Below are 17046 nucleotides of genomic sequence, written 5' to 3'. Positions count from 1 at the left end.
AGTAAGCCGTCTTTCGCCGATCAGTCTTCGACGCTGAGCAGATACGTCTGCCGCACCGCGTCGATTGGCTTCACCGCGCCGGCGCGTTCATAATGCCAGAAGACCCAGCCGTTGCAGCTTGGCGCGCCCTGCAGTTCCTTGCCCAGCCCGTGGATCGAGCCGCTGGCATCACCGCATAGCAGCGATCCGTCCGCGCGCACGGTTGCGGTCCAGCGTTTCTTCTTGTCGAACACCTTGGTGCCGGGCGGCAGCAGTCCCGCCTCGACCACCGCGCCGAACGCCACTTTGGGTGCGGAGCGCGGGCTTGCCATCGTGGCCAGCGCGCTTTCGTCGAGCGGCAGTTCCTTCGCGATGCGCCGCGTCGCGACCTCGCGATAGGCCGGCTCGCGCTCGCAGCCGATCCATTCGCGCCCCAGCCGCTTGGCCACCGCGCCAGTGGTGCCGGTGCCAAAGAACGGGTCGAGCACCACGTCCCCCTTCTCCGTGGTCGCCAGCAGGACGCGGTAAAGCAGCGCCTCGGGCTTCTGCGTCGGGTGCGACTTGTGCCCGTTTTCCTTAAGCCGTTCATGCCCGCCGCAGATCGGAATCACCCAGTCGCTGCGCATCTGCAGTTCGTCGTTGAGCGTCTTCATCGCGCGGTAATTGAAATGGTAACGCGCCTTCTCGCCCGTGCTCGCCCACAGCAGGGTCTCGTGCGCGTTGGTGAAGCGGGTGCCCTTGAAGTTGGGCATCGGATTGGTTTTCCGCCAGACGATATCGTTGAGGATCCAGAACCCCAGATCCTGCAGGATCGCGCCGACGCGGTAGATGTTGTGATAGCTGCCGATCACCCACAGCGCGCCGTCGGGCTTCAGCACTCGCTTGGCTTCGGTCAGCCAAGCGCGGGTGAACGCGTCGTAGGTCGCGAAGCTGTCGAACCGGTCCCAGTGGTCGGTCACCGCGTCGACATGACTGCCATCGGGGCGGTTGAGATCTCCGCCAAGCTGCAGGTTGTACGGCGGATCGGCGAAGACGAGGTCGACGCTGGCGGTCGGCAGGCGCTTCATCGCCTCGATGCAGTCGCCGGCCAGGATGGACCCCAGCGGCAGGTCCTTGGGCAACTCCGCAGGCGTCGCCCGACCGGGGCGCTTGCGCACCCGTACCTTCTCGATAACCCCCATCCCGTCTCGTCCCCCGATTCAACTTATCCACAGGGTGAGTCCAAGCGGACTCATCGTCAAGCCGGGAGTATCGGCGCTGTATGGTTAACGAAGAATCAATTTACACCGTCAGCCAACTGTCGGACTTAAGGTGTTGAACCTACGCTGCTTCTGCTGCCGCCAAATCAAACGAGGTGTTGCCGGAAAGACTCAAATCAATGGCATTTCGCACCGGCGCGAAGCTTTTGCGATGAAGCGCGCATGGTCCGTGCTCGTGCAGCGCCTTCAGGTGCGTGGGCGTCGAATAGCCAACGTTGGTGTCCCACCCGTAATGCGGGTGGCTGAGCGCATGTGCGCGCATGATCCGGTCACGGTGAGTCTTGGCGATGATCGACGCGGCCGAGATGCACGGCTCGCTTTCATCGCCTCCCACGATCGCGCGCGCGGGCCAGCGCCAGCCGGGCTGGCGCTTTGCCGGGGTCAGGTTGCCATCGACCAGGATTTGCAATGGATCGCATCCCACCACCTCGCACAGGCGGGTGACCGCCAGGGTCATCGCCAGCATCGTGGCGTGAAAGATGTTGATCTCGTCGATCAGCTCGACTTCGACCACCCCGATCCCGAAGGCGCAGCGGCGGCGGATCCGCCCTTCAAGGTGTTCGCGCTGCTCTCGGGTCAGTTTCTTGGAATCGTCGAGCCCTGCCGGTCGCGGCTTGCACAATGCCACTGCTGCGGCCACCACTGGACCCGCGAGCGGGCCACGCCCCGCCTCGTCCACCCCAACGATCAGCGGAGTGGACCCGAACTCTGGATAAGGTGTTCCTGACAGCATGACCAAACCTGCGACCCGTATCACCCTCCTATCCACTGCCGCGCTGGCTCTCGCAAGCTGCGGCGTGCAGGCAACCGGTGAAACCGCCGCCGATGCCCGCTCCACTCCGGCGCCCGCGAATGAAATATCGGTCACCAGCGGCAGGGAGTTCCGTACCCGCGAGTTCGGCGCGTTCGATGAGCCATGGGCTGCGGCCTTTGCCCCCGGCACCCGCGTGATCTTCGTCACCGAGCGCGGCGGCACGATGAAGTTCGTCGATACGGCCACCGGCCGGCTCGGCACGGTCAGCGGCTTGCCCAGGGTGGATTACGGCGGCCAGGGCGGCCTTGGCGACATCGCGTTTCTGCCAGGTGAAAGCAGCGCGACGCTGGGCAAGCGCACGATCTACCTGAGCTGGGCGGAGGCCGGCGATGGCGACACGCGCGGCGCGGTGGTCGGTCGTGGGCAGCTGGTGTGCGAGGAAGCGGACGCGTGCCGGATCGATGGCTTGCAGGTCATCTGGCGCCAGGCCCCCAAGGTCACTGGTCGCGGCCACTATTCGCACCGGATCGCTGTGTCGCCGGATGGCCGCTACCTGTTCGTTTCCAGCGGCGACCGGCAGAAGATGGACCCGGCGCAGGACACCTCCAACAACCTGGGGTCGATCGTGCGGCTGAACCTCGATGGCAGCCCGGCCACCGGCAATGCTTTCAGCGGGCAGGCGGGTAAGGCGCAGGACGTTTGGTCGTACGGTCACCGCAACGTGCTGGGCCTGCAGTTCGACGCGCAAGGGCGGTTGTGGGACCTTGAGCACGGACCTGCGGGCGGCGACGAGATCAACCTGGTCAGGAAGGGCGCCAACTACGGCTGGCCGGTGGTCTCGGAGGGCGATCACTATGATGGCAAAGTCATCCCTCCGCACTCCACCCGGCCCGAATTCGCCGCTCCCGCGATCAGCTGGAACCCGGTCATCGCGCCCGGTGACTTCACGTTCTATTCGGGGAAGCTGTGGCCGGAATGGAAGGGGCAGGCGCTCGTCGGCGGAATGAAGCCGACCGTGCTGGTCCGGGTAGCGTTCGACGGCGAGCGGGCGCGGGAGGTGTCCCGGGTCGACTTCGAACGGCGCATCCGCGACATTCTCGAGGGGCCGGACGGCGCCGTCTGGATCCTGGAAGACAAGGCGGGCGGTCGCCTGATCGAGATGCGGCCGGGTTAAAAGCCGCTCGACAGCGCGCGGCGACCCCCGTATCGGCGCGCGCCTCCGATGCCGTCAATTGTCCCCCTCTCGGCCGTCGACCCTGCTCTGGTCGAGGCGTTGCTCGATGCGGCGTTCGAGCCGGACCGGCGCGCGCGCACCGCGTATCGCATTCGCGAAGGCATGGATTGGCTCCCCGCCCTCAGCTTCGCCGCGCTGGACGATGAGGAGTATCTGGTCGGCTCGATCCAGCTGTGGCCGGTCGCGCTGACCAGCGATGCTGGCAGGCGCCATCCGCTGATCATGGTCGGCCCGGTCGCGGTGCTGCCGGCGCATCAGGGCGAAGGCTTCGGCAAGGCGCTGATCGCGGCGTCGCTCCACGCGCTCGATAGTCTCCGCGACGGGAGGAACCCGCCGCTTCCGCAGGTGCTGATCGGCGACGCACCATACTATGCGCCGTTCGGTTTTACGCAGGCGCCGGCTGGCTGGACCTGCCCGGGACCGTGGGACCCGGCACGGCTGCTGGTGCGCGGGCAGAGCCCCGCCTATCCGCCCGACGGGGAACTGGGGCCGTGGACCCCCGCAATGCCGAGCGGCTTGGCGAACTGACCGGCATCTGGCATCGCCCGCCCGATGCCATACGAGCCGCCTCCCGAGATTGCCGCCCTGTCGCTCGCGGAACTGGCCGAGGCGGTCGAGGCGCGCCGGCTGCCCCCGGTCGAACGGTGGGCTCCGGCTCAGACCGGCGACAGCCACATGACCATTCGCGCCGACGGCACATGGCTTCACGACGGCAGCCCGATCTCCCGGCCGGCGATGGTCCGCGCGTTCGCCTCGCTGCTGCTGCGCGACGCGGAGGGGCACTGGCTGATCACGCCGGTGCAAAGGCTCACGATAGAGGTGGAGGACGCTGCGTTCGTGGCGGTCGACGTGATCGACCGTGACGGCACCCTGGCGTTCCGGCTCAACACCGATGACATCGTCATCGCCGGACCCGAGAACACGCTCATCGCGCGCGGCGATCCCGCTACGCCGGCGTTCTACCTTGCAGTGCGGCGGGGCTGCGAGGCACGGCTGAACCGTTCGACTTATCAGCAGCTCGCGCAGATCGCGCTGGCGCAAGGGGATGACTGGCGCGTCACGAGCCAGGGAGCCGACTTTTCACTGGTGCCCGCATGACGCTGTTCACGCGGCTGGCGAGCCTGTTCGAAGCCGGACACGCGCGCGAGGTCGATCTGCTGCGGGATGCGATGGCGCCACCCCCCGGCGACTTGCGCGCAGCCGCGGTGCTGATCGCGGTCACCGACCGGCCGCAACCGGGCGTGCTGCTCACGCACCGGCCCGAAACGATGCGCGCCCACGCCGGGCAAGCGGCATTCCCCGGGGGCAAGCTTGATCCCGGCGAGGATGCCATCACCGCCGCCTTGCGCGAAGCGCACGAGGAGCTTGGCATCCATCCGCGCGATGTGCAGGTGATCGGTGCCTCCGATTCGTTTCACACCCGCACCGGATACGACATCACCCCCGTCCTCGCGGTCGTGCCCCCCGATCTGGAGCTGACCCCCAACCCCGCGGAGGTGGCGGGCTGGTTCGAGCCGCCGCTCGCTTACGTGCTCGATCCCGCCAACCGCGTGCCGCGCACGGTCGAATGGGACGGCGCCGAGCGAACCTATTTCGAGATCATGTGGCAGGATCATCGCATCTGGGGGGTGACCGCGGCGATCATCGGCAACCTGGCGCGCCGACTGGAGCTGGCCGAGGTGTTCGATGACTAGGCTTCCTGCCGCCGGATGGACCCGGCGCCCGGCGCTCGCGCGGCTGATCGAGGTGCTGGGCACCGGCAACGCCCGCTGGGTGGGCGGCGCGGTGCGCGACACGCTGCTGGGGATCGAGGCGCACGACATCGACGCGGCCACCCTGCTGGAACCGCGCGAAGTGATCACCCGGCTGGACGAAGCCGGCATCCGCTCCATCCCCACGGGGATCGACCACGGCACGGTCACCGCGATCGTCGATGGCGGCAACGTGGAGATCACCACCTTGCGCAAGGACGTCAGCACCGACGGCCGCCGCGCCACCGTCGCCCTCGCCACCGACTGGCGGGACGACGCCTCCCGGCGCGACTTCACGATCAATGCGCTCTACGCCGACCCCGTCACGCTGGAGGTGTTCGATTACTTCGGCGGCGTGGCCGATCTTGAAGCCGGCCGCGTGCGCTTTATCGGCGAGGCTGCCGCGCGCATCCGGGAAGATTACCTGCGCATCCTGCGCTATTTCCGCTTCCAGGCTCGGTTCGGATCGCGACTCGATGCCGGGGCGGAGAGCGCCTGCGCCGAACTCGCGCCCGGCCTCAAGGGCTTGAGCCGCGAGCGGGTGGGCTGGGAACTGCAGAACCTGCTCGTCCTCCCCGATCCCGCGCCCACCGTCGCCCGCATGCGCGATCTGGGCGTGCTAACGGTGGTGTTGCCCGAGGCCGGCAAGCCCGAGGTGGAAAAACTGGCCGAGCTCATCGCCCGCGAACAGGCGCATGGCTTTGCGCCCGACCCGATGCGCCGGCTCGCGGCGTTGCTCCCCGCCGCGCGCCCGGTGACGGAGGCCGTGGCGGCACGCCTGCGCCTGTCGCGTCACCAGCGCGATCGCCTGGCCTGCGCGGCGGCCCGCGACACGCGCGATGGCGAGGATCCGCGCGCCCTCGCCTATCGGATCGGCATCCCGTGCGCGATCGACCGACTGCTGCTGACCGGCGGCGACCCCGCGCCGCTCGCCGGGTGGGAGCCGCCTCGATTGCCGCTCAAAGGCGGAGAGATCGTCGCCCGCGGGGTGTCGGCCGGTCCGCAGGTCGCGCGTATCCTGCACGCGGTGGAACAGCGCTGGGTGGCGGAAAGCTTCCCCGATCGGCAGCGGGTGAGCGAACTGCTCGATGCCGAGCTTGCCGACGGTGGCTGAGGGGCTTCACCCCAGCTTCAGGCTGGTTGCCCCACCCGGGCGGAGGCAGCCGGTCGCGGCCAGCTGCCGAGCGGCACTTGGAGAGGAGCCGCATTCCAAGATTGCCAAGAAGACCAACGGAGATGATTTTGAAGACACTCGCCAAGTTCGCCGCCGCCCTCGTCGCGACCACGGTTCTTCCGGCCGCCGCGTTCGCTCAGCTTGCCACCGGGGTGACGGTCTATGGTCCCGATGGCAGCGCAGTCGGCACTGTCGCCAGCGTCGATGCCGGCACGGTGACCGTCGACACGGGCACCCACAAGGCCCCCCTGCCCGAGGATGCGTTCGGCACGAGCGACCAGGGTCCCACGATCACCGTCACCAAGGCGCAGCTCGACGAGATGATGGCGCAGCAGATCACCGCCGCCAACAGCGCGCGCGATGCCAAGCTCGTCGCCGGGGCCGCGGTGGCGTCGCCCACCGGCACGGCGCTGGGCACCATCAAGTTCGTCGATGGCGACGCGGTCGTGCTCGATAGCCCGTCCGGCGCGGTCGCGCTCAAGCGCGAACATTTCGCGCTCGATGCTGCCGGCGCGCTGATCGCCTTGTTCACCGCCGATCAGGTGGCAGCGGCGGCGGCGGATGGCGGCAGCAGCGCGCAATAAGCGAACGGGGCTCAGCCCCCTTTCGAGCACTTCAAGTGACAGAACGGGTCGCCGGCAGCACGCCGGCGGCCCGTTCGCATTCTCAGAACCGGTTGTTCTTGGGAAATCCGCGCGGCGGCATGCGCCCCGCCGCGCCCCGCGCGACCTTCCACTGCCACACCTCGTCCTCGGTGCGGGTGCGGCCCGTTTCGCCGCCCATCGCCCAGCTAAGCCCGTCCGCCAGCGTCAAAGTGATCGCGTCGCTCAGCCCACCGTCGCGATAGCGTTGCAAGGTCACGCCCGATCCGCGCGCCATGATCGGCATTTCCTCCAGGCTGAAAACCACCAGTTTGCGATTGTCGCCCACCACCGCGACGTGGTCATGCGCGGCCGCGATCTCGCGCACCACGCTGAGCTTCTGCCCCGGCTTGAGGTTGACCACCTGGCGCCCCTTGCGGGTTTCGGCGAGCAGTTCGTCGGTCACGGCAGCGAAGCCCTTGCCGCTGGTGGCGGCGAGCAGCAGCTGTGCCTTGGGCCGGTGGACGATCGCGGCGACGACCGTCGCTTCAGGATCGATGTCGATCATCGTGCGCAGCGGCTCGCCGAAGCCGCGCGCGCCGGGCAGCTTGTCGGACCCCAAGGTGTAGAACCGTCCGTCATCACTTGCGAGCAGCAGCTTGTCGGTGGTCTGCGCGTGCAGCGCGAAGGCCGGCCCGTCGCCGTCCTTGAACTTCCAGTCCTGATCGAGCGGCACGTGCCCGCGCGCGGCCCTGATCCAGCCCCTCTGAGACAGGACGATCGTTACCGGCTCTTTCTCGATCATCGCCGATGGATCGTACTCGACCGTAGCGGCGGCCTCGGCCACCGTCGTGCGCCGGCGGCCAAGCGGGGTATCCTCGGCATATTCCTTGCGGATGTTGGTCAGGTCGCGCTTCAGCCGCGTGCGCTGCCGCGCCGGGCTTTCCAAGAGGCGGTTGAGCTCATCCTGCTCCTTCAGCAGCCCGTCGCGCTCGCGCCGCAGCTCCATCTCCTCCAGCTTGCGCAAGGATCGCAGCCGCATGTTGAGGATCGCCTCGGCCTGCCGGTCGGTCAGTTCGAACTCGGCCATCAGCACCGGCTTGGGTTCGTCCTCGGCACGGATGATCGCGATCACCCGATCGAGGTTGAGGTAGGCGACGATATAGCCTTCGACCAGTTCCAGCCGCCGTGCGATCTGCTCCAGCCGATAGCGGCTGCGGCGCTGGAGGATGTCGATCTGGCTGGCCACCCAGTGAAGCAGGACTTCCTTCAGTCCCATCACCATCGGCGTGCGACCTGTACCGGCCTGGGCATCCAGCACGTTGAGGTTGAGCCCGAAGCGGGTTTCAAGGTCGGTCAACTTATAGAGCGATTCCTTCAGCAGTTCGGGATCGACGTTGCGGCTCTTGGGCACGAACACGATCCGCACCTGCTCGTCGCTCTCGTCGCGCACATCTTCCAGGATCGGCAGCTTGCGGTCGGCGATAAGCTGCGCGACCTGCTCGATCAGCTTGCCCTTGGGTACCTGGTACGGAATCTCGCTGACCACGAGCTGCCACTGGCCCGCGCCCAGCCGCTCGATGCCCGCCTCGCGATCAGCCTCGCTGCCCGCTTCCGCGGCGCGAAAGCGCGCGCGGATGCGGAAGCTCCCGCGGCCCATCTCGTAAGCGGCGGAAATGGTGGCGGCGCTGTCGACCACCAGCCCGCCGGTGGCGAAGTCCGGTCCGTGGAACAGCTCCATCAGCCGCGCGTGTTCGGCGTGGGGATTGTCGATCAGTTCCAGCGTCGCGTCGAGCACCTCGGCGACATTGTGGCTGGGGATGTTGGTCGCCATCCCGACCGCGATCCCGCTCGATCCGTTGGCGAGCAGGTTGGGGAACAGTCCGGGGAAAATCTCCGGCTCTTCCTCCTCCCCGTTGTAGGTGGGAATGAAATCGACCGTGCCTTCGTCCAGCCCCTGCATCAGCAGCAGCGCGGTACGGGTCAGCCGCGCTTCGGTATAGCGGTAGGCGGCGGCGTTATCCCCGTCGATGTTGCCGAAGTTGCCCTGCCCCTCGACCAGCGGATACCGCAGGCTGAAGTCCTGCGCGAGGCGGACCATCGCATCGTATACGCTCGCGTCGCCGTGCGGGTGGTATTTGCCGATCACGTCGCCGACCACGCGCGCGGACTTCTTGAACGCGTCTGTCGGGTTCAGCTTCAGCTGCCGCATCGCCCACAGCAGCCGGCGGTGAACCGGCTTCAGCCCGTCGCGCAGGTCCGGCAGCGAGCGCGCGGTAATCGTGGAAAGCGCATAGACGAGATACCGTTCGGACAAGGCGCTGTCGAACGGGGCATCGACGATCGCGTCGAACGGGTCTTTTTCGGCATCGAGGATGGCAGCCATGCGCGCGACCCTAGCAGGCGCACGGGTGAGCGCTCAACGCCGGAACGGTCGCCTATCCCCATGCGTAGGGTCGGCCAAAGGAGATACCCCAATGACCAAACGCATTATGATCGTCGCCACCGATGGGTTCGAGCAGTCCGAGCTCGAAAAGCCCAAGCAGGCGCTGGAAGACGCGGGCTTCGAAACCGTGGTCGTCGCGCCCCAGTCTGGCGAGATCAAGGGCTGGCAGAAGGACGACTGGGGCGATGCGACCGCGATCGACCAGACGCTCGATCAGGTCAGCGCCGATGACTTCGACGCCCTGCTGCTGCCGGGCGGGCAGATGAACCCCGACAAGCTGCGGATGGAAGACAAGGCCGTGCAGCTGGTCAAGGACTTCTGCGCCGCGGGCAAGCCGGTCGCCGCGATCTGTCACGGTCCGTGGCTGCTGGTCGAAGCGGACGTGGTGAACGGCAAGACGGTCACCAGCTGGCCGTCGATCCGCACCGACCTGGAAAATGCCGGGGCCAACGTGGTCGATCAGGAAGTGGCCACCGACGGCAATCTCATCACCAGTCGCAATCCTGATGACATTCCGGCGTTTAACCAGGCGCTGATCAGCGCCCTGCAAACAGAACGGGCGACCGCGGACGCATGACATAGCGCTGCGGGGCGGCGGAACCCCGTCGTCGGCTTCTTGTTACGCACACTAGTTTACGAAAACAAAGGGTTACAGATGTCCGCTATTCCCAGTTCCGCGATGCCGCACGCGTTTGTCCAGGAAGATGATGATCCGAGCGCAACTGAGCGCGTGGAAAATCAAGGCACCCCGTCGCGCGGTCTGCTGATCGGCGGCGCCGCGGTGGCGGCATATCTGCTGTACAAGGTGCTGCGCTAGAACCGCCGCATATCGCGCGCTTCGGCCGGCACCTGCAGCGACAATCCATCGAGGTCCGGCGACAGCTCTATCTGGCATGACAGGCGGCTGGTGCGGCAGGCGCCGACCGCCAGATCGAGCATGTCCTCCTCGTCTTCACTGGCAGGGGACAGCCGCTCGAACCAGTCGGGCGCGACGATCACGTGGCAGGTGGAACACGCCATCTGCCCCTCGCACGTTCCTTCGAGAGGCAACCCCTTCGCCTGCGCCAGGCGGAGGAGGTTGTCGCCGGGTAGGCCATCCGCCTCGATCGTCTGCCCGTCTGCCGTGGTGAATACGACGCGGATCATTGCGCGTCCGCCGCCGCGTTGATCATCGCTGCCGCCTCCTCGATTTCCTCAACCGTGGTATACCGCCCGAAACCCAGGCGGATGGAGTTCTTGGCCTGGCGATCGCTGAGGCCGATTGCCCGCAATACGTGGCTGGGCGCGCCCGATCCGCTGGCGCAGGCGCTGCCGGCGGAGAACATCACCTGGCGGCAGTCACTCATCAACCGGGCGACATCCAGTCCGTCCCGGCGCAAGTTCAGGTTGCCCTGCCAGCGTTCGCTCGCGCTGCCATTGACCTGCCATCCGGCAAACAACTCTCGTGCCCGGTGCCACAGTGTTTGAACATGCGCCGCATCCGCCGCCATGCGTTCGCGGGCAAGCTGGGCAGCCGCACCGAACCCGGCGCACAGCGCGGGGCTGAGCGTGCCCGAGCGGATGCCTTCCTGCAGGCCCCCGGTGATCTGCGGCGCAAGCTGAACCCCGTCACGCACCCACAGCGCGCCGATCCCCTTGGGTCCGTACAGCTTGTGCGCGCTGACCGCGATCAGGTCCGCCTCGGCCACGGGCAGCTTGCCAAATGCCTGCACCGCGTCGCTCAGGAACAGCGCGCCCGCCCCGCGCGCTGCAGCGTGCGAGCGGGCGCTCGGTTGGATGGTACCAATCTCGTTGTTGACCTGCATCACCGCGACCAGCCGTGTACCCGGGGCAAGCGGCATAGCTGGATCGGTCAGCCCTTCGGCATTGACGGGCAGTTCGTAACAGGCGCCGAGTGCCCGCGCCGTGTCGCGCACGGCGGGATGCTCGATCGCGGAATGAGCGACCGGCCCCTCGCCCGGAACCCCGCGCATGGCGAGGTTGATCGCCTCGCACGCGCTGCCGGTGAAGATCACCCGCCCGCCGTCCGGCAGCAGCGCGGCGACCTGGTCGCGCGCGTGTTCGACCGCCGCCTTGGCGGACCGGCCCAGCCGGTGCGGACTGTGCGGGTTGCAAAAACCCGCCTCCCCCGGACCGCCCAGCCACGGCAACATCGCCTCGCGGGCTTCGGGAGCGAGCGGGGTCGTGGCCTGATAATCGAGATAGATCATGCCACCGCCCTACACCCCCCGCGCCATGTCGAGCCATACGTCGCAGAACCGTTCAACCTCCGCGCGGGTGGTGGTCCAGCCGAAGCTCACCCGGATCGTGCGGTCGGCAAGGTCATCCGCCAGACCCATCGCGGTCAGGACATGGCTGCGCTTCATCGTCCCCGACGAGCAGGCCGAACCCTGGCTCACGGCGATGCCGGCCATGTCGAACCGCATCAACTGGGCCTGGGCCGAAAGGCGCGGCATGCCGATGGCGCGGATGAACGGCGTGGGATCGGACAGGCGATCCGACAACCACTCTCCGCCAAGCGCGCGGACGTCAGCGGCAAACGCGTCGAGCGGTGCCAGCACTGCCGGGTCGATATACGGGTCACAGCAAGCTTCCAGCGCGGCCGCCATGCCCAGCACGCCCGGCAGGTTCTCGGTCCCGCGCCGGTAGCCGCGTTCCTGCCCCCCTGCCGGATGAAGCAAGGCATAATCCTGCACCAGCAAGGCGCCGACGCCCACGGGCCCGCCAAACTTGTGCGCCGAAACGATCGCCATGTCCGCCATGCGGGGAAGCGGGAACTTGCCGGCGCTCTGGGCGCAATCGACCAGGATCAGCCCGCCGTTGTCGTGGATCACCTCTGCCGCGAAGCCGATGTGTTGCCGGTTACCGGTTTCCGAATTGACGTGCTGGACCGCGACCAGCGAGCGGTTCTCCGGATCATCGACGAGCAATTCCGACGGGCGGCTCTCGGTCGACAGCGCCAGCAGGTCCGCGGCGCCATCGTGCCGTACCGGCAGGGTCCATTCGGGCCGATCGCCGCGCAGCACTGCGTCGTGCTCGACCGCGCTGGCGATGTCATGAACGGCGTTCACCGCATCGAGCGCGAGCGCCGCCGCCTCGCTCGCGCCGGAAGTGAAGATCACCTCACCTTCCCACTCGAGCGCCGCCTTGACCCGCTCGCGCGCGTCTTCCAGCGCCGCGCGGGCCTTGCGCCCTTCGGCGTGGGGACTCGAGGGATTGGCCCACAGCGCAAAGCCCTGCTCCATCGCCGCGCGCGCTTCGGGGCGCAGCGGCGTGGTGGCTGCGTGATCGAGATAGATGCGGGGATTCGTCACGATTGCGATTTTCGCCTTCGGTCCTATATAGCCGCGCACCCGCGAGGCGCCACCCGCGTGCTGACGCGTTCCAGACAAAGCAGGTTCCGCAATGCCCCAAGTGATCTTCCCCGGCCCCGAAGGCCGCCTCGAAGGCCGTTACAGCCCCGGCCCGCGCCCGCGCGCTCCGGTGGCGATGATACTTCACCCGCACCCGCACGGCGGCGGCACGATGAACGACCGCATGGTGCAGCGTCTTTACAAGACGTTCGTCGATCGCGGGTTCGCGGTGCTGCGGTTCAATTTCCGCGGCGTGGGCCGCAGCCAGGGCAGCTTCGACAACGGCGTGGGCGAACTGAGCGATGCCGCCAGCGCGCTCGACTGGGTCCAGTCGGTGCACCCCGAAGCGCAGACCACCTGGGTCGCGGGCGTCAGCTTCGGCGCGCTGATCGGCATGCAGTTGCTGATGCGCCGCCCGGAAGTGCGCGGGTTCATCTCGGTGTCCGCACCGGCGTCGATGTACGACTTCAGCTTCCTTGCCCCCTGCCCCGCGAGCGGGATCTTCGTGCACGGCGCAGGCGACACCGTGGTTCAGCCAAGCTCGGTCGGCAAGCTGGTCGAAAAACTGCGCACGCAGAAGCACATCACGATCCATCATGACGAAATCCCGCGGGCGAACCACTTCTTCGAAAACGAGCTTGAGGACATGATGAAGTCGGTCGACAACTACCTCGACTTCCGCCTCTCGCCCGACTGCCCGATCCGCTAAGCCACTCGAATACCGGACATTTGGTGGCGCTTCGCAACTCGAAACCATTAGGTGGCATCAGGTAATGATGTAACATCGCTCGTACGACGCCGACTTCAGATCGGCGCAAGCGAGAGGAGCGATGCGATGGCATATATACAGCACACCAGCTGGCGTGATCGGCCGGGGGCGGTAGCGGCGGTGGTCGCGATCCACGGCGCGGTGGGGTACGCTCTGGTCACGGGCCTGACGTTCACCGGGATCGAGCAGACGGTGAAGCGGTGGCAGGCAAAAGATTATACCGAAGTCCCGCTGCCGCCCCCGCCCGAACCGACACCCGCCCCCGAACCGACGCTGGAGCCCAGCCAAAGCGTCACCGCCCCGATGGTCGTGGTGCCCATCCCGAAGCTCGATCTTAGCCCGCAGCGGCCTCCGATCGAAAGCACGCCGACGATGATCCCCAACCTCGACTTCGTGCCGAAGGTGATCCCCTCGGCCACCCCCGGCCCGGTGGTCACGCCCAAGCCGACCCCGCGCTTCAGCCCGGAAGCCGCGCGTCCACGCAACAACCCGGCAAGCTGGGTGACGGAGGCGGATTACCGGTCGAGCTGGATCAACCGCGAGATGATCGGCACCGCCCGTTTCCGGCTGCAACTGACCGCCGAAGGCAAGGTGCAGACTTGCACCGTCACCGGGTCGAGCGGCTATCCCGAACTGGATCAGGCGACCTGCGACCTCGTCTCCCGACGTGCCCGCTTCGATCCGGCGAAGGACGACACCGGCGCCCCCGTCAGCGGGACGTACTCGAGTTCGGTCAAATGGCAGCTGCCGGAGTAGGCGTTATCGCTGCTCGCCGATCTGCCCGATTGGCGAGCGGCCCTGGCTATCCGGCACGGTCCAGATCGCCAGGTTGACCAGCGCAATGGCGGCCAGCACCAGCATCAGCAGCGCCTGCTTGCGCATCCCCGGCTTGCGCCACAGGTAGACCGCCCCCGCGACAAGCGCGATGGCGGCAAGCACGAGCAGCGATAGCACGGTGGACAGCATCGCAGCGGCGATAGCGCACCGGCGCCGGCCGGAACAGCCAGAGCTGGCGCGGGTTTTCCCTCCTGCAGACGGTGGATCGGCCACCGCGACACAGGATTCCCCGATCATGAGCATTTTCGGCAAGATCAAGGACGCGATCTTCGGCAAGGCCAAGGCCGCGCCTGCCCCGACCGTCGACGTGACCCAGGCCCCCGGCACCCCTGCCCCCGACCCGGCGACCGCGCCCGGTTCGGCCGGCAGCGAAGGCGGCGGCCGCGGCAGCGCCGGCACGCCGATCATCGATGTCGAGAACCACCTCGATTCGATGCCGGGCGCGGATCGCCTCAACTGGCGCACGTCGCTGGTCGACCTGATGAAGCTGGTCGGCATCGATTCCGACTACGAATCACGCCAGGCGCTGGCGCAGGAACTGGGCCGCACCGATTATTCCGGATCGGCGGAAGACAACGTCTGGCTGCACCGCCAGGTGATGGCGGGGCTGGCGGCACAGGGCGGCAGGGTGCCGGCCGAATTCCTCGATTGACCTGAATTCCTTCAACGGATGGAGGCATTTGACAGCCGGTGCGCGGGCTTGCACACCGGCTGTCATGACATCTGCACCATTTCAGCTCTCCCGCCGCCAGACCCTTGCCGGGCTTGGCGGCCTTTCCGCGTTTGCCCTGACAGGGTGCAAGACGATGGCCGGTGTCGGTCCGGCGCTGGAGCCGCAGGCGCTGCTCGACGACATCGCCTGGAACCTCATCGAACATAACCCCGGCATCGCCACCGGCCAGGGGATCGACGTGGGCGACAAGGCGTATCTGCGCAGCCGGTTGGGCGACAGCTCCGCCGCCGGGCAACGTGCGCTGGCGCAAACCGTGCGCACCGATCTCGCGCGCGCACGCGCCGTGGACAAGACCGAGCTCGATCCCGCCACGCGCACCAGTTTCGAAGTGGTCGAAAGCGCCTACGCCACCGCGCTCGACGGGTTTGCCCTGCCGTATGGCGACGTCGCGGTCGGCGGGTGGCGCAATTCCCCTTACGTGGTGATCCAGAATGTCGGGGCCTATCTCGACCTGCCGCGCTTCATGGACCCCGAACACCCGGTCCGCGAACGCGCCGATGCCGAAGCGTACCTCGCGCGGCTCAACCAGATCCCCGCCGTGCTCGATGGAGAGCTGGGCCGCATCCGCGATGCGCGGGGCAAGGGGCTGGTGCCGCCCGCCTTCCTGCTCGACAAGGCGATCGCGGCGATGGAAAGCTCGATTGCCGACGCCCGCAAGCCCGACGCCGCCTATGTGACCGGGCTGACCAGCCGCACCGCCGACATTCCGGGCAACTGGGGCGAGCGGGCACGAGCGCTGACCGGACCGATCGTCGCCGCGCTGGAGCGGCAGCTGGCCGAGCTCAAGATCGAGCGGTCGCTCGCGGACAATGACCCCGGCATGTGGAGCCAGCCGCGCGGCGACGAATGGTACGCCTGGGGCCTGCGCGCCGCGACGACCACCCGCCTCACGCCCGACGAAATCCATGCCATCGGTCTGCGCGAACTGGACGAGATCCACGCCCGCATGGACACCCTGCTGCAGGGCGCCGGCTATGCGCAAGGTTCGGTCGGCGCGCGGATGCGGCAACTGGCCGAAGACCCGCGCTACAAGTTCAAGGAGGGTGATCCGGGCCGGGCCGAGATCATGGCGTTCATCAACGACCGCCTCGCCTGGATCAAGGCGCAGATGCCGCGCGCGTTCAACACTGTGGTGGATCCCGCGATGGAGGTCCGCCGCCTGCCGCTGGCCGAGGAACCGGGTGGTCCCGGCGCCTATGGCGGCGCGGGATCGAAGGATGGCACGATCCCGGGCAAGATGTGGATCAACCTGGGCACCACGGACCTGCACCGCAAGTACGACCTGCCCACGCTGACTCACCACGAGATGGTCCCGGGTCACATTTGGGAGGGAACGTATTCAAACAAGCTGCCGCTGATCCGCTCGATCCTGTCGTTCAGCGCGTTCTCCGAAGGCTGGGCGCTGTATGCCGAACAGCTTGCGGACGAACTTGGCGCCTATGACGACAACCCGCAATGGCGCCTAGGCTATCTTCAGAGCCAGGCATTCCGCGCCTGCCGGCTGGTGGTGGACACCGGCCTGCACCACAAGCGGTGGACCCGCCAGCAGGGCGTGAACTTCTTCGTCGAACGCAACGGCGACAACGCCCAGTCGGTCGCGAGCGAGGTGGATCGCTATTGCTCGTGGCCCGGCCAGGCGTGCGCCTACAAGACTGGTCACAGCGAGATCGTCCGCCAGCGGGCACGCGCACAAGCCGCGCTCGGCGCGCGCTACGACCTCAAGGATTTCAACCAGGCGGTGGTCGATGGCGGCAACGTGCCGCTCGACGTGCTCGCAAAGACCATCGACCGGTACATCGCTGCGTAAACGGACTGGCGCTCGCGCCTTCCGCAGCAAGGTGCTGCCCTAGTCCGCCCGCAACATGCTTGTGAAAGCTGCGCGGCTCGCGCCCTTCGACCTGGGCCAGGCGTTCCAGGTCGGCCATCTGTTCGCCAGTGAAGGCTCGGTCGCGGCCGCTATCGGGGTGCTGCAACCGATCGCTGCCAATCCGCACGGCAGCGCGTTGAGCCGGCAAGCGCAATCGACCATCGAGTTCCTGCGCACCCAGCCCGAAGGCGTGCCGGTCAACTTCGGATCGTACGTGCCCACTCCTGAAGTGGACATGGAATAGATCGCAGGCAGGCGCGCCAAGGCGCCCGCACGGCGGATCTCTCCGCGCGGGCGCCCTTACGCTGC

General features: G+C 67.4%; 20 protein-coding genes. 13 read left to right on the top strand and 7 right to left on the bottom strand.

Features of this window, described 5'->3' with window-relative positions:
• Positions 1–20: 20 nt before the first annotated feature.
• Both C0V74_RS12195 and C0V74_RS12190 read right to left on the bottom strand, forming a co-directional pair.
• Positions 21–1160 (bottom strand): site-specific DNA-methyltransferase, encoded by a 1140-nt coding sequence (locus C0V74_RS12195; protein ID WP_143252003.1) that lies wholly within the window; start codon positions 1158–1160, stop codon positions 21–23.
• A 139-nt stretch (positions 1161–1299) separates the two neighbouring features.
• The gene (locus C0V74_RS12190; protein WP_143252002.1) at positions 1300–1971 is read right to left on the bottom strand and encodes a ribonuclease HII; all 672 of its coding nucleotides are present in this window, start codon (positions 1969–1971) and stop codon (positions 1300–1302) included.
• On the opposite strand from C0V74_RS12190, the gene C0V74_RS12185 reads away from it, so the two are divergent.
• The 6 genes from C0V74_RS12185 (at position 1970) to C0V74_RS12160 (ending at position 6735) form a co-directional block, all read left to right on the top strand.
• Positions 1970–3166, top strand: coding sequence for a PQQ-dependent sugar dehydrogenase (locus C0V74_RS12185; protein ID WP_143252001.1), 1197 nt, complete (start codon positions 1970–1972; stop codon positions 3164–3166). The genes C0V74_RS12190 and C0V74_RS12185 overlap by 2 nt on opposite strands.
• 48 nt (positions 3167–3214) lie before the next feature.
• Positions 3215–3754: an N-acetyltransferase gene (locus C0V74_RS12180; protein ID WP_143252000.1), complete on the top strand. Its 540-nt coding sequence runs from the start codon at positions 3215–3217 to the stop codon at positions 3752–3754.
• 24 nt (positions 3755–3778) lie between these two features.
• Positions 3779–4324 carry a DUF1285 domain-containing protein gene (locus C0V74_RS12175; RefSeq protein ID WP_143251999.1) on the top strand — a complete coding sequence of 182 codons (546 nt, stop codon included), beginning with the start codon at positions 3779–3781 and terminating at the stop codon, positions 4322–4324.
• Positions 4321–4920 (top strand): CoA pyrophosphatase, encoded by a 600-nt coding sequence (locus C0V74_RS12170; protein WP_143251998.1) that lies wholly within the window; start codon positions 4321–4323, stop codon positions 4918–4920. The genes C0V74_RS12175 and C0V74_RS12170 overlap by 4 nt, the downstream gene beginning before the upstream one ends.
• The gene (locus C0V74_RS12165) at positions 4913–6091 is read left to right on the top strand and encodes a CCA tRNA nucleotidyltransferase (RefSeq protein WP_143251997.1); all 1179 of its coding nucleotides are present in this window, start codon (positions 4913–4915) and stop codon (positions 6089–6091) included. The genes C0V74_RS12170 and C0V74_RS12165 overlap by 8 nt, the downstream gene beginning before the upstream one ends.
• Before the next feature lie 122 nt (positions 6092–6213).
• Positions 6214–6735 carry a hypothetical protein gene (locus C0V74_RS12160; RefSeq protein ID WP_143251996.1) on the top strand — a complete coding sequence of 174 codons (522 nt, stop codon included), beginning with the start codon at positions 6214–6216 and terminating at the stop codon, positions 6733–6735.
• A gap of 82 nt (positions 6736–6817) precedes the next feature.
• On the opposite strand, the gene parC is transcribed toward C0V74_RS12160, so the two are convergent.
• Positions 6818–9118, bottom strand: a complete 2301-nt coding sequence (gene parC / locus C0V74_RS12155) for a DNA topoisomerase IV subunit A (protein ID WP_143251995.1) — start codon at positions 9116–9118, stop codon at positions 6818–6820.
• Positions 9119–9209: 91 nt separating this feature from the next.
• Here parC and C0V74_RS12150 point away from each other — a divergent pair, with 91 nt between their 5' ends.
• Together C0V74_RS12150 and C0V74_RS12955 are read left to right on the top strand one after the other, a co-directional pair.
• The gene (locus C0V74_RS12150; RefSeq protein ID WP_143251994.1) at positions 9210–9755 is read left to right on the top strand and encodes a type 1 glutamine amidotransferase domain-containing protein; all 546 of its coding nucleotides are present in this window, start codon (positions 9210–9212) and stop codon (positions 9753–9755) included.
• Positions 9756–9833: 78 nt separating this feature from the next.
• Positions 9834–9995 carry a hypothetical protein gene (locus tag C0V74_RS12955; protein WP_168194206.1) on the top strand — a complete coding sequence of 54 codons (162 nt, stop codon included), beginning with the start codon at positions 9834–9836 and terminating at the stop codon, positions 9993–9995.
• Here the strand turns inward: C0V74_RS12955 and C0V74_RS12145 are convergent.
• The 3 genes from C0V74_RS12145 to C0V74_RS12135 are packed head-to-tail and all read right to left on the bottom strand — an operon-like array spanning position 9992 to position 12492.
• Positions 9992–10324 (bottom strand): 2Fe-2S iron-sulfur cluster-binding protein, encoded by a 333-nt coding sequence (locus tag C0V74_RS12145; RefSeq protein ID WP_143251993.1) that lies wholly within the window; start codon positions 10322–10324, stop codon positions 9992–9994. The two genes, C0V74_RS12955 and C0V74_RS12145, sit on opposite strands and share 4 nt — an antisense overlap.
• Positions 10321–11388, bottom strand: coding sequence for a cysteine desulfurase family protein (locus C0V74_RS12140; RefSeq protein ID WP_143251992.1), 1068 nt, complete (start codon positions 11386–11388; stop codon positions 10321–10323). The genes C0V74_RS12145 and C0V74_RS12140 overlap by 4 nt, the downstream gene beginning before the upstream one ends.
• Before the next feature lie 9 nt (positions 11389–11397).
• Complete coding sequence (locus C0V74_RS12135) at positions 11398–12492, bottom strand: aminotransferase class V-fold PLP-dependent enzyme (protein WP_143251991.1); 1095 nt, start codon at positions 12490–12492, stop codon at positions 11398–11400.
• Positions 12493–12583: 91 nt separating this feature from the next.
• On the opposite strand from C0V74_RS12135, the gene C0V74_RS12130 reads away from it, so the two are divergent.
• Positions 12584–13240, top strand: a complete 657-nt coding sequence (locus C0V74_RS12130) for an alpha/beta hydrolase (protein ID WP_131624879.1) — start codon at positions 12584–12586, stop codon at positions 13238–13240.
• A gap of 126 nt (positions 13241–13366) precedes the next feature.
• Complete coding sequence (locus C0V74_RS12125) at positions 13367–14056, top strand: TonB family protein (RefSeq protein ID WP_143251990.1); 690 nt, start codon at positions 13367–13369, stop codon at positions 14054–14056.
• Positions 14057–14059: 3 nt separating this feature from the next.
• Here C0V74_RS12125 and C0V74_RS12120 read toward each other — a convergent pair whose 3' ends face one another.
• Positions 14060–14266: a hypothetical protein gene (locus C0V74_RS12120; RefSeq protein WP_210413416.1), complete on the bottom strand. Its 207-nt coding sequence runs from the start codon at positions 14264–14266 to the stop codon at positions 14060–14062.
• Positions 14267–14372: 106 nt separating this feature from the next.
• On the opposite strand from C0V74_RS12120, the gene C0V74_RS12115 reads away from it, so the two are divergent.
• From C0V74_RS12115 to C0V74_RS12105, 3 genes are all read left to right on the top strand, one after another.
• The gene (locus tag C0V74_RS12115) at positions 14373–14789 is read left to right on the top strand and encodes a DUF3597 domain-containing protein (protein ID WP_131624877.1); all 417 of its coding nucleotides are present in this window, start codon (positions 14373–14375) and stop codon (positions 14787–14789) included.
• 64 nt (positions 14790–14853) lie between these two features.
• A complete protein-coding gene (locus C0V74_RS12110; protein WP_143251989.1) occupies positions 14854–16677 on the top strand; it encodes a DUF885 domain-containing protein in 1824 nt (607 codons plus the stop codon).
• A 55-nt stretch (positions 16678–16732) separates the two neighbouring features.
• Positions 16733–16981 (top strand): hypothetical protein, encoded by a 249-nt coding sequence (locus C0V74_RS12105; RefSeq protein WP_143251988.1) that lies wholly within the window; start codon positions 16733–16735, stop codon positions 16979–16981.
• Positions 16982–17046: the final 65 nt, after the last annotated feature.

This window comes from Altererythrobacter sp. TH136, from assembly GCF_007065885.1.
Taxonomy (GTDB): Bacteria; Pseudomonadota; Alphaproteobacteria; order Sphingomonadales; family Sphingomonadaceae; genus Tsuneonella.
Note: the sequence above shows the minus strand (reverse complement) of the source record. Positions and strands in the feature narration are given on the sequence as shown.

Coding starts and splice junctions, on each gene's coding strand:
- C0V74_RS12140 (WP_143251992.1), bottom strand. CDS start 11,388: ATGATCTATCTCGATTATCAGGCCACGACCCCGCTCGCTCCCGAAGCC.
- C0V74_RS12170 (WP_143251998.1), top strand. CDS start 4,321: ATGACGCTGTTCACGCGGCTGGCGAGCCTGTTCGAAGCCGGACACGCG.
- C0V74_RS12125 (WP_143251990.1), top strand. CDS start 13,367: ATGGCATATATACAGCACACCAGCTGGCGTGATCGGCCGGGGGCGGTA.
- C0V74_RS12105 (WP_143251988.1), top strand. CDS start 16,733: ATGCTTGTGAAAGCTGCGCGGCTCGCGCCCTTCGACCTGGGCCAGGCG.
- C0V74_RS12120 (WP_210413416.1), bottom strand. CDS start 14,266: ATGCTGTCCACCGTGCTATCGCTGCTCGTGCTTGCCGCCATCGCGCTT.
- C0V74_RS12165 (WP_143251997.1), top strand. CDS start 4,913: ATGACTAGGCTTCCTGCCGCCGGATGGACCCGGCGCCCGGCGCTCGCG.
- C0V74_RS12190 (WP_143252002.1), bottom strand. CDS start 1,971: ATGCTGTCAGGAACACCTTATCCAGAGTTCGGGTCCACTCCGCTGATC.
- C0V74_RS12195 (WP_143252003.1), bottom strand. CDS start 1,160: ATGGGGGTTATCGAGAAGGTACGGGTGCGCAAGCGCCCCGGTCGGGCG.
- C0V74_RS12180 (WP_143252000.1), top strand. CDS start 3,215: ATGCCGTCAATTGTCCCCCTCTCGGCCGTCGACCCTGCTCTGGTCGAG.
- C0V74_RS12185 (WP_143252001.1), top strand. CDS start 1,970: ATGACCAAACCTGCGACCCGTATCACCCTCCTATCCACTGCCGCGCTG.
- parC (WP_143251995.1), bottom strand. CDS start 9,118: ATGGCTGCCATCCTCGATGCCGAAAAAGACCCGTTCGACGCGATCGTC.
- C0V74_RS12160 (WP_143251996.1), top strand. CDS start 6,214: ATGATTTTGAAGACACTCGCCAAGTTCGCCGCCGCCCTCGTCGCGACC.
- C0V74_RS12150 (WP_143251994.1), top strand. CDS start 9,210: ATGACCAAACGCATTATGATCGTCGCCACCGATGGGTTCGAGCAGTCC.
- C0V74_RS12175 (WP_143251999.1), top strand. CDS start 3,779: ATGCCATACGAGCCGCCTCCCGAGATTGCCGCCCTGTCGCTCGCGGAA.
- C0V74_RS12110 (WP_143251989.1), top strand. CDS start 14,854: ATGACATCTGCACCATTTCAGCTCTCCCGCCGCCAGACCCTTGCCGGG.
- C0V74_RS12955 (WP_168194206.1), top strand. CDS start 9,834: ATGTCCGCTATTCCCAGTTCCGCGATGCCGCACGCGTTTGTCCAGGAA.
- C0V74_RS12115 (WP_131624877.1), top strand. CDS start 14,373: ATGAGCATTTTCGGCAAGATCAAGGACGCGATCTTCGGCAAGGCCAAG.
- C0V74_RS12130 (WP_131624879.1), top strand. CDS start 12,584: ATGCCCCAAGTGATCTTCCCCGGCCCCGAAGGCCGCCTCGAAGGCCGT.
- C0V74_RS12145 (WP_143251993.1), bottom strand. CDS start 10,324: ATGATCCGCGTCGTATTCACCACGGCAGACGGGCAGACGATCGAGGCG.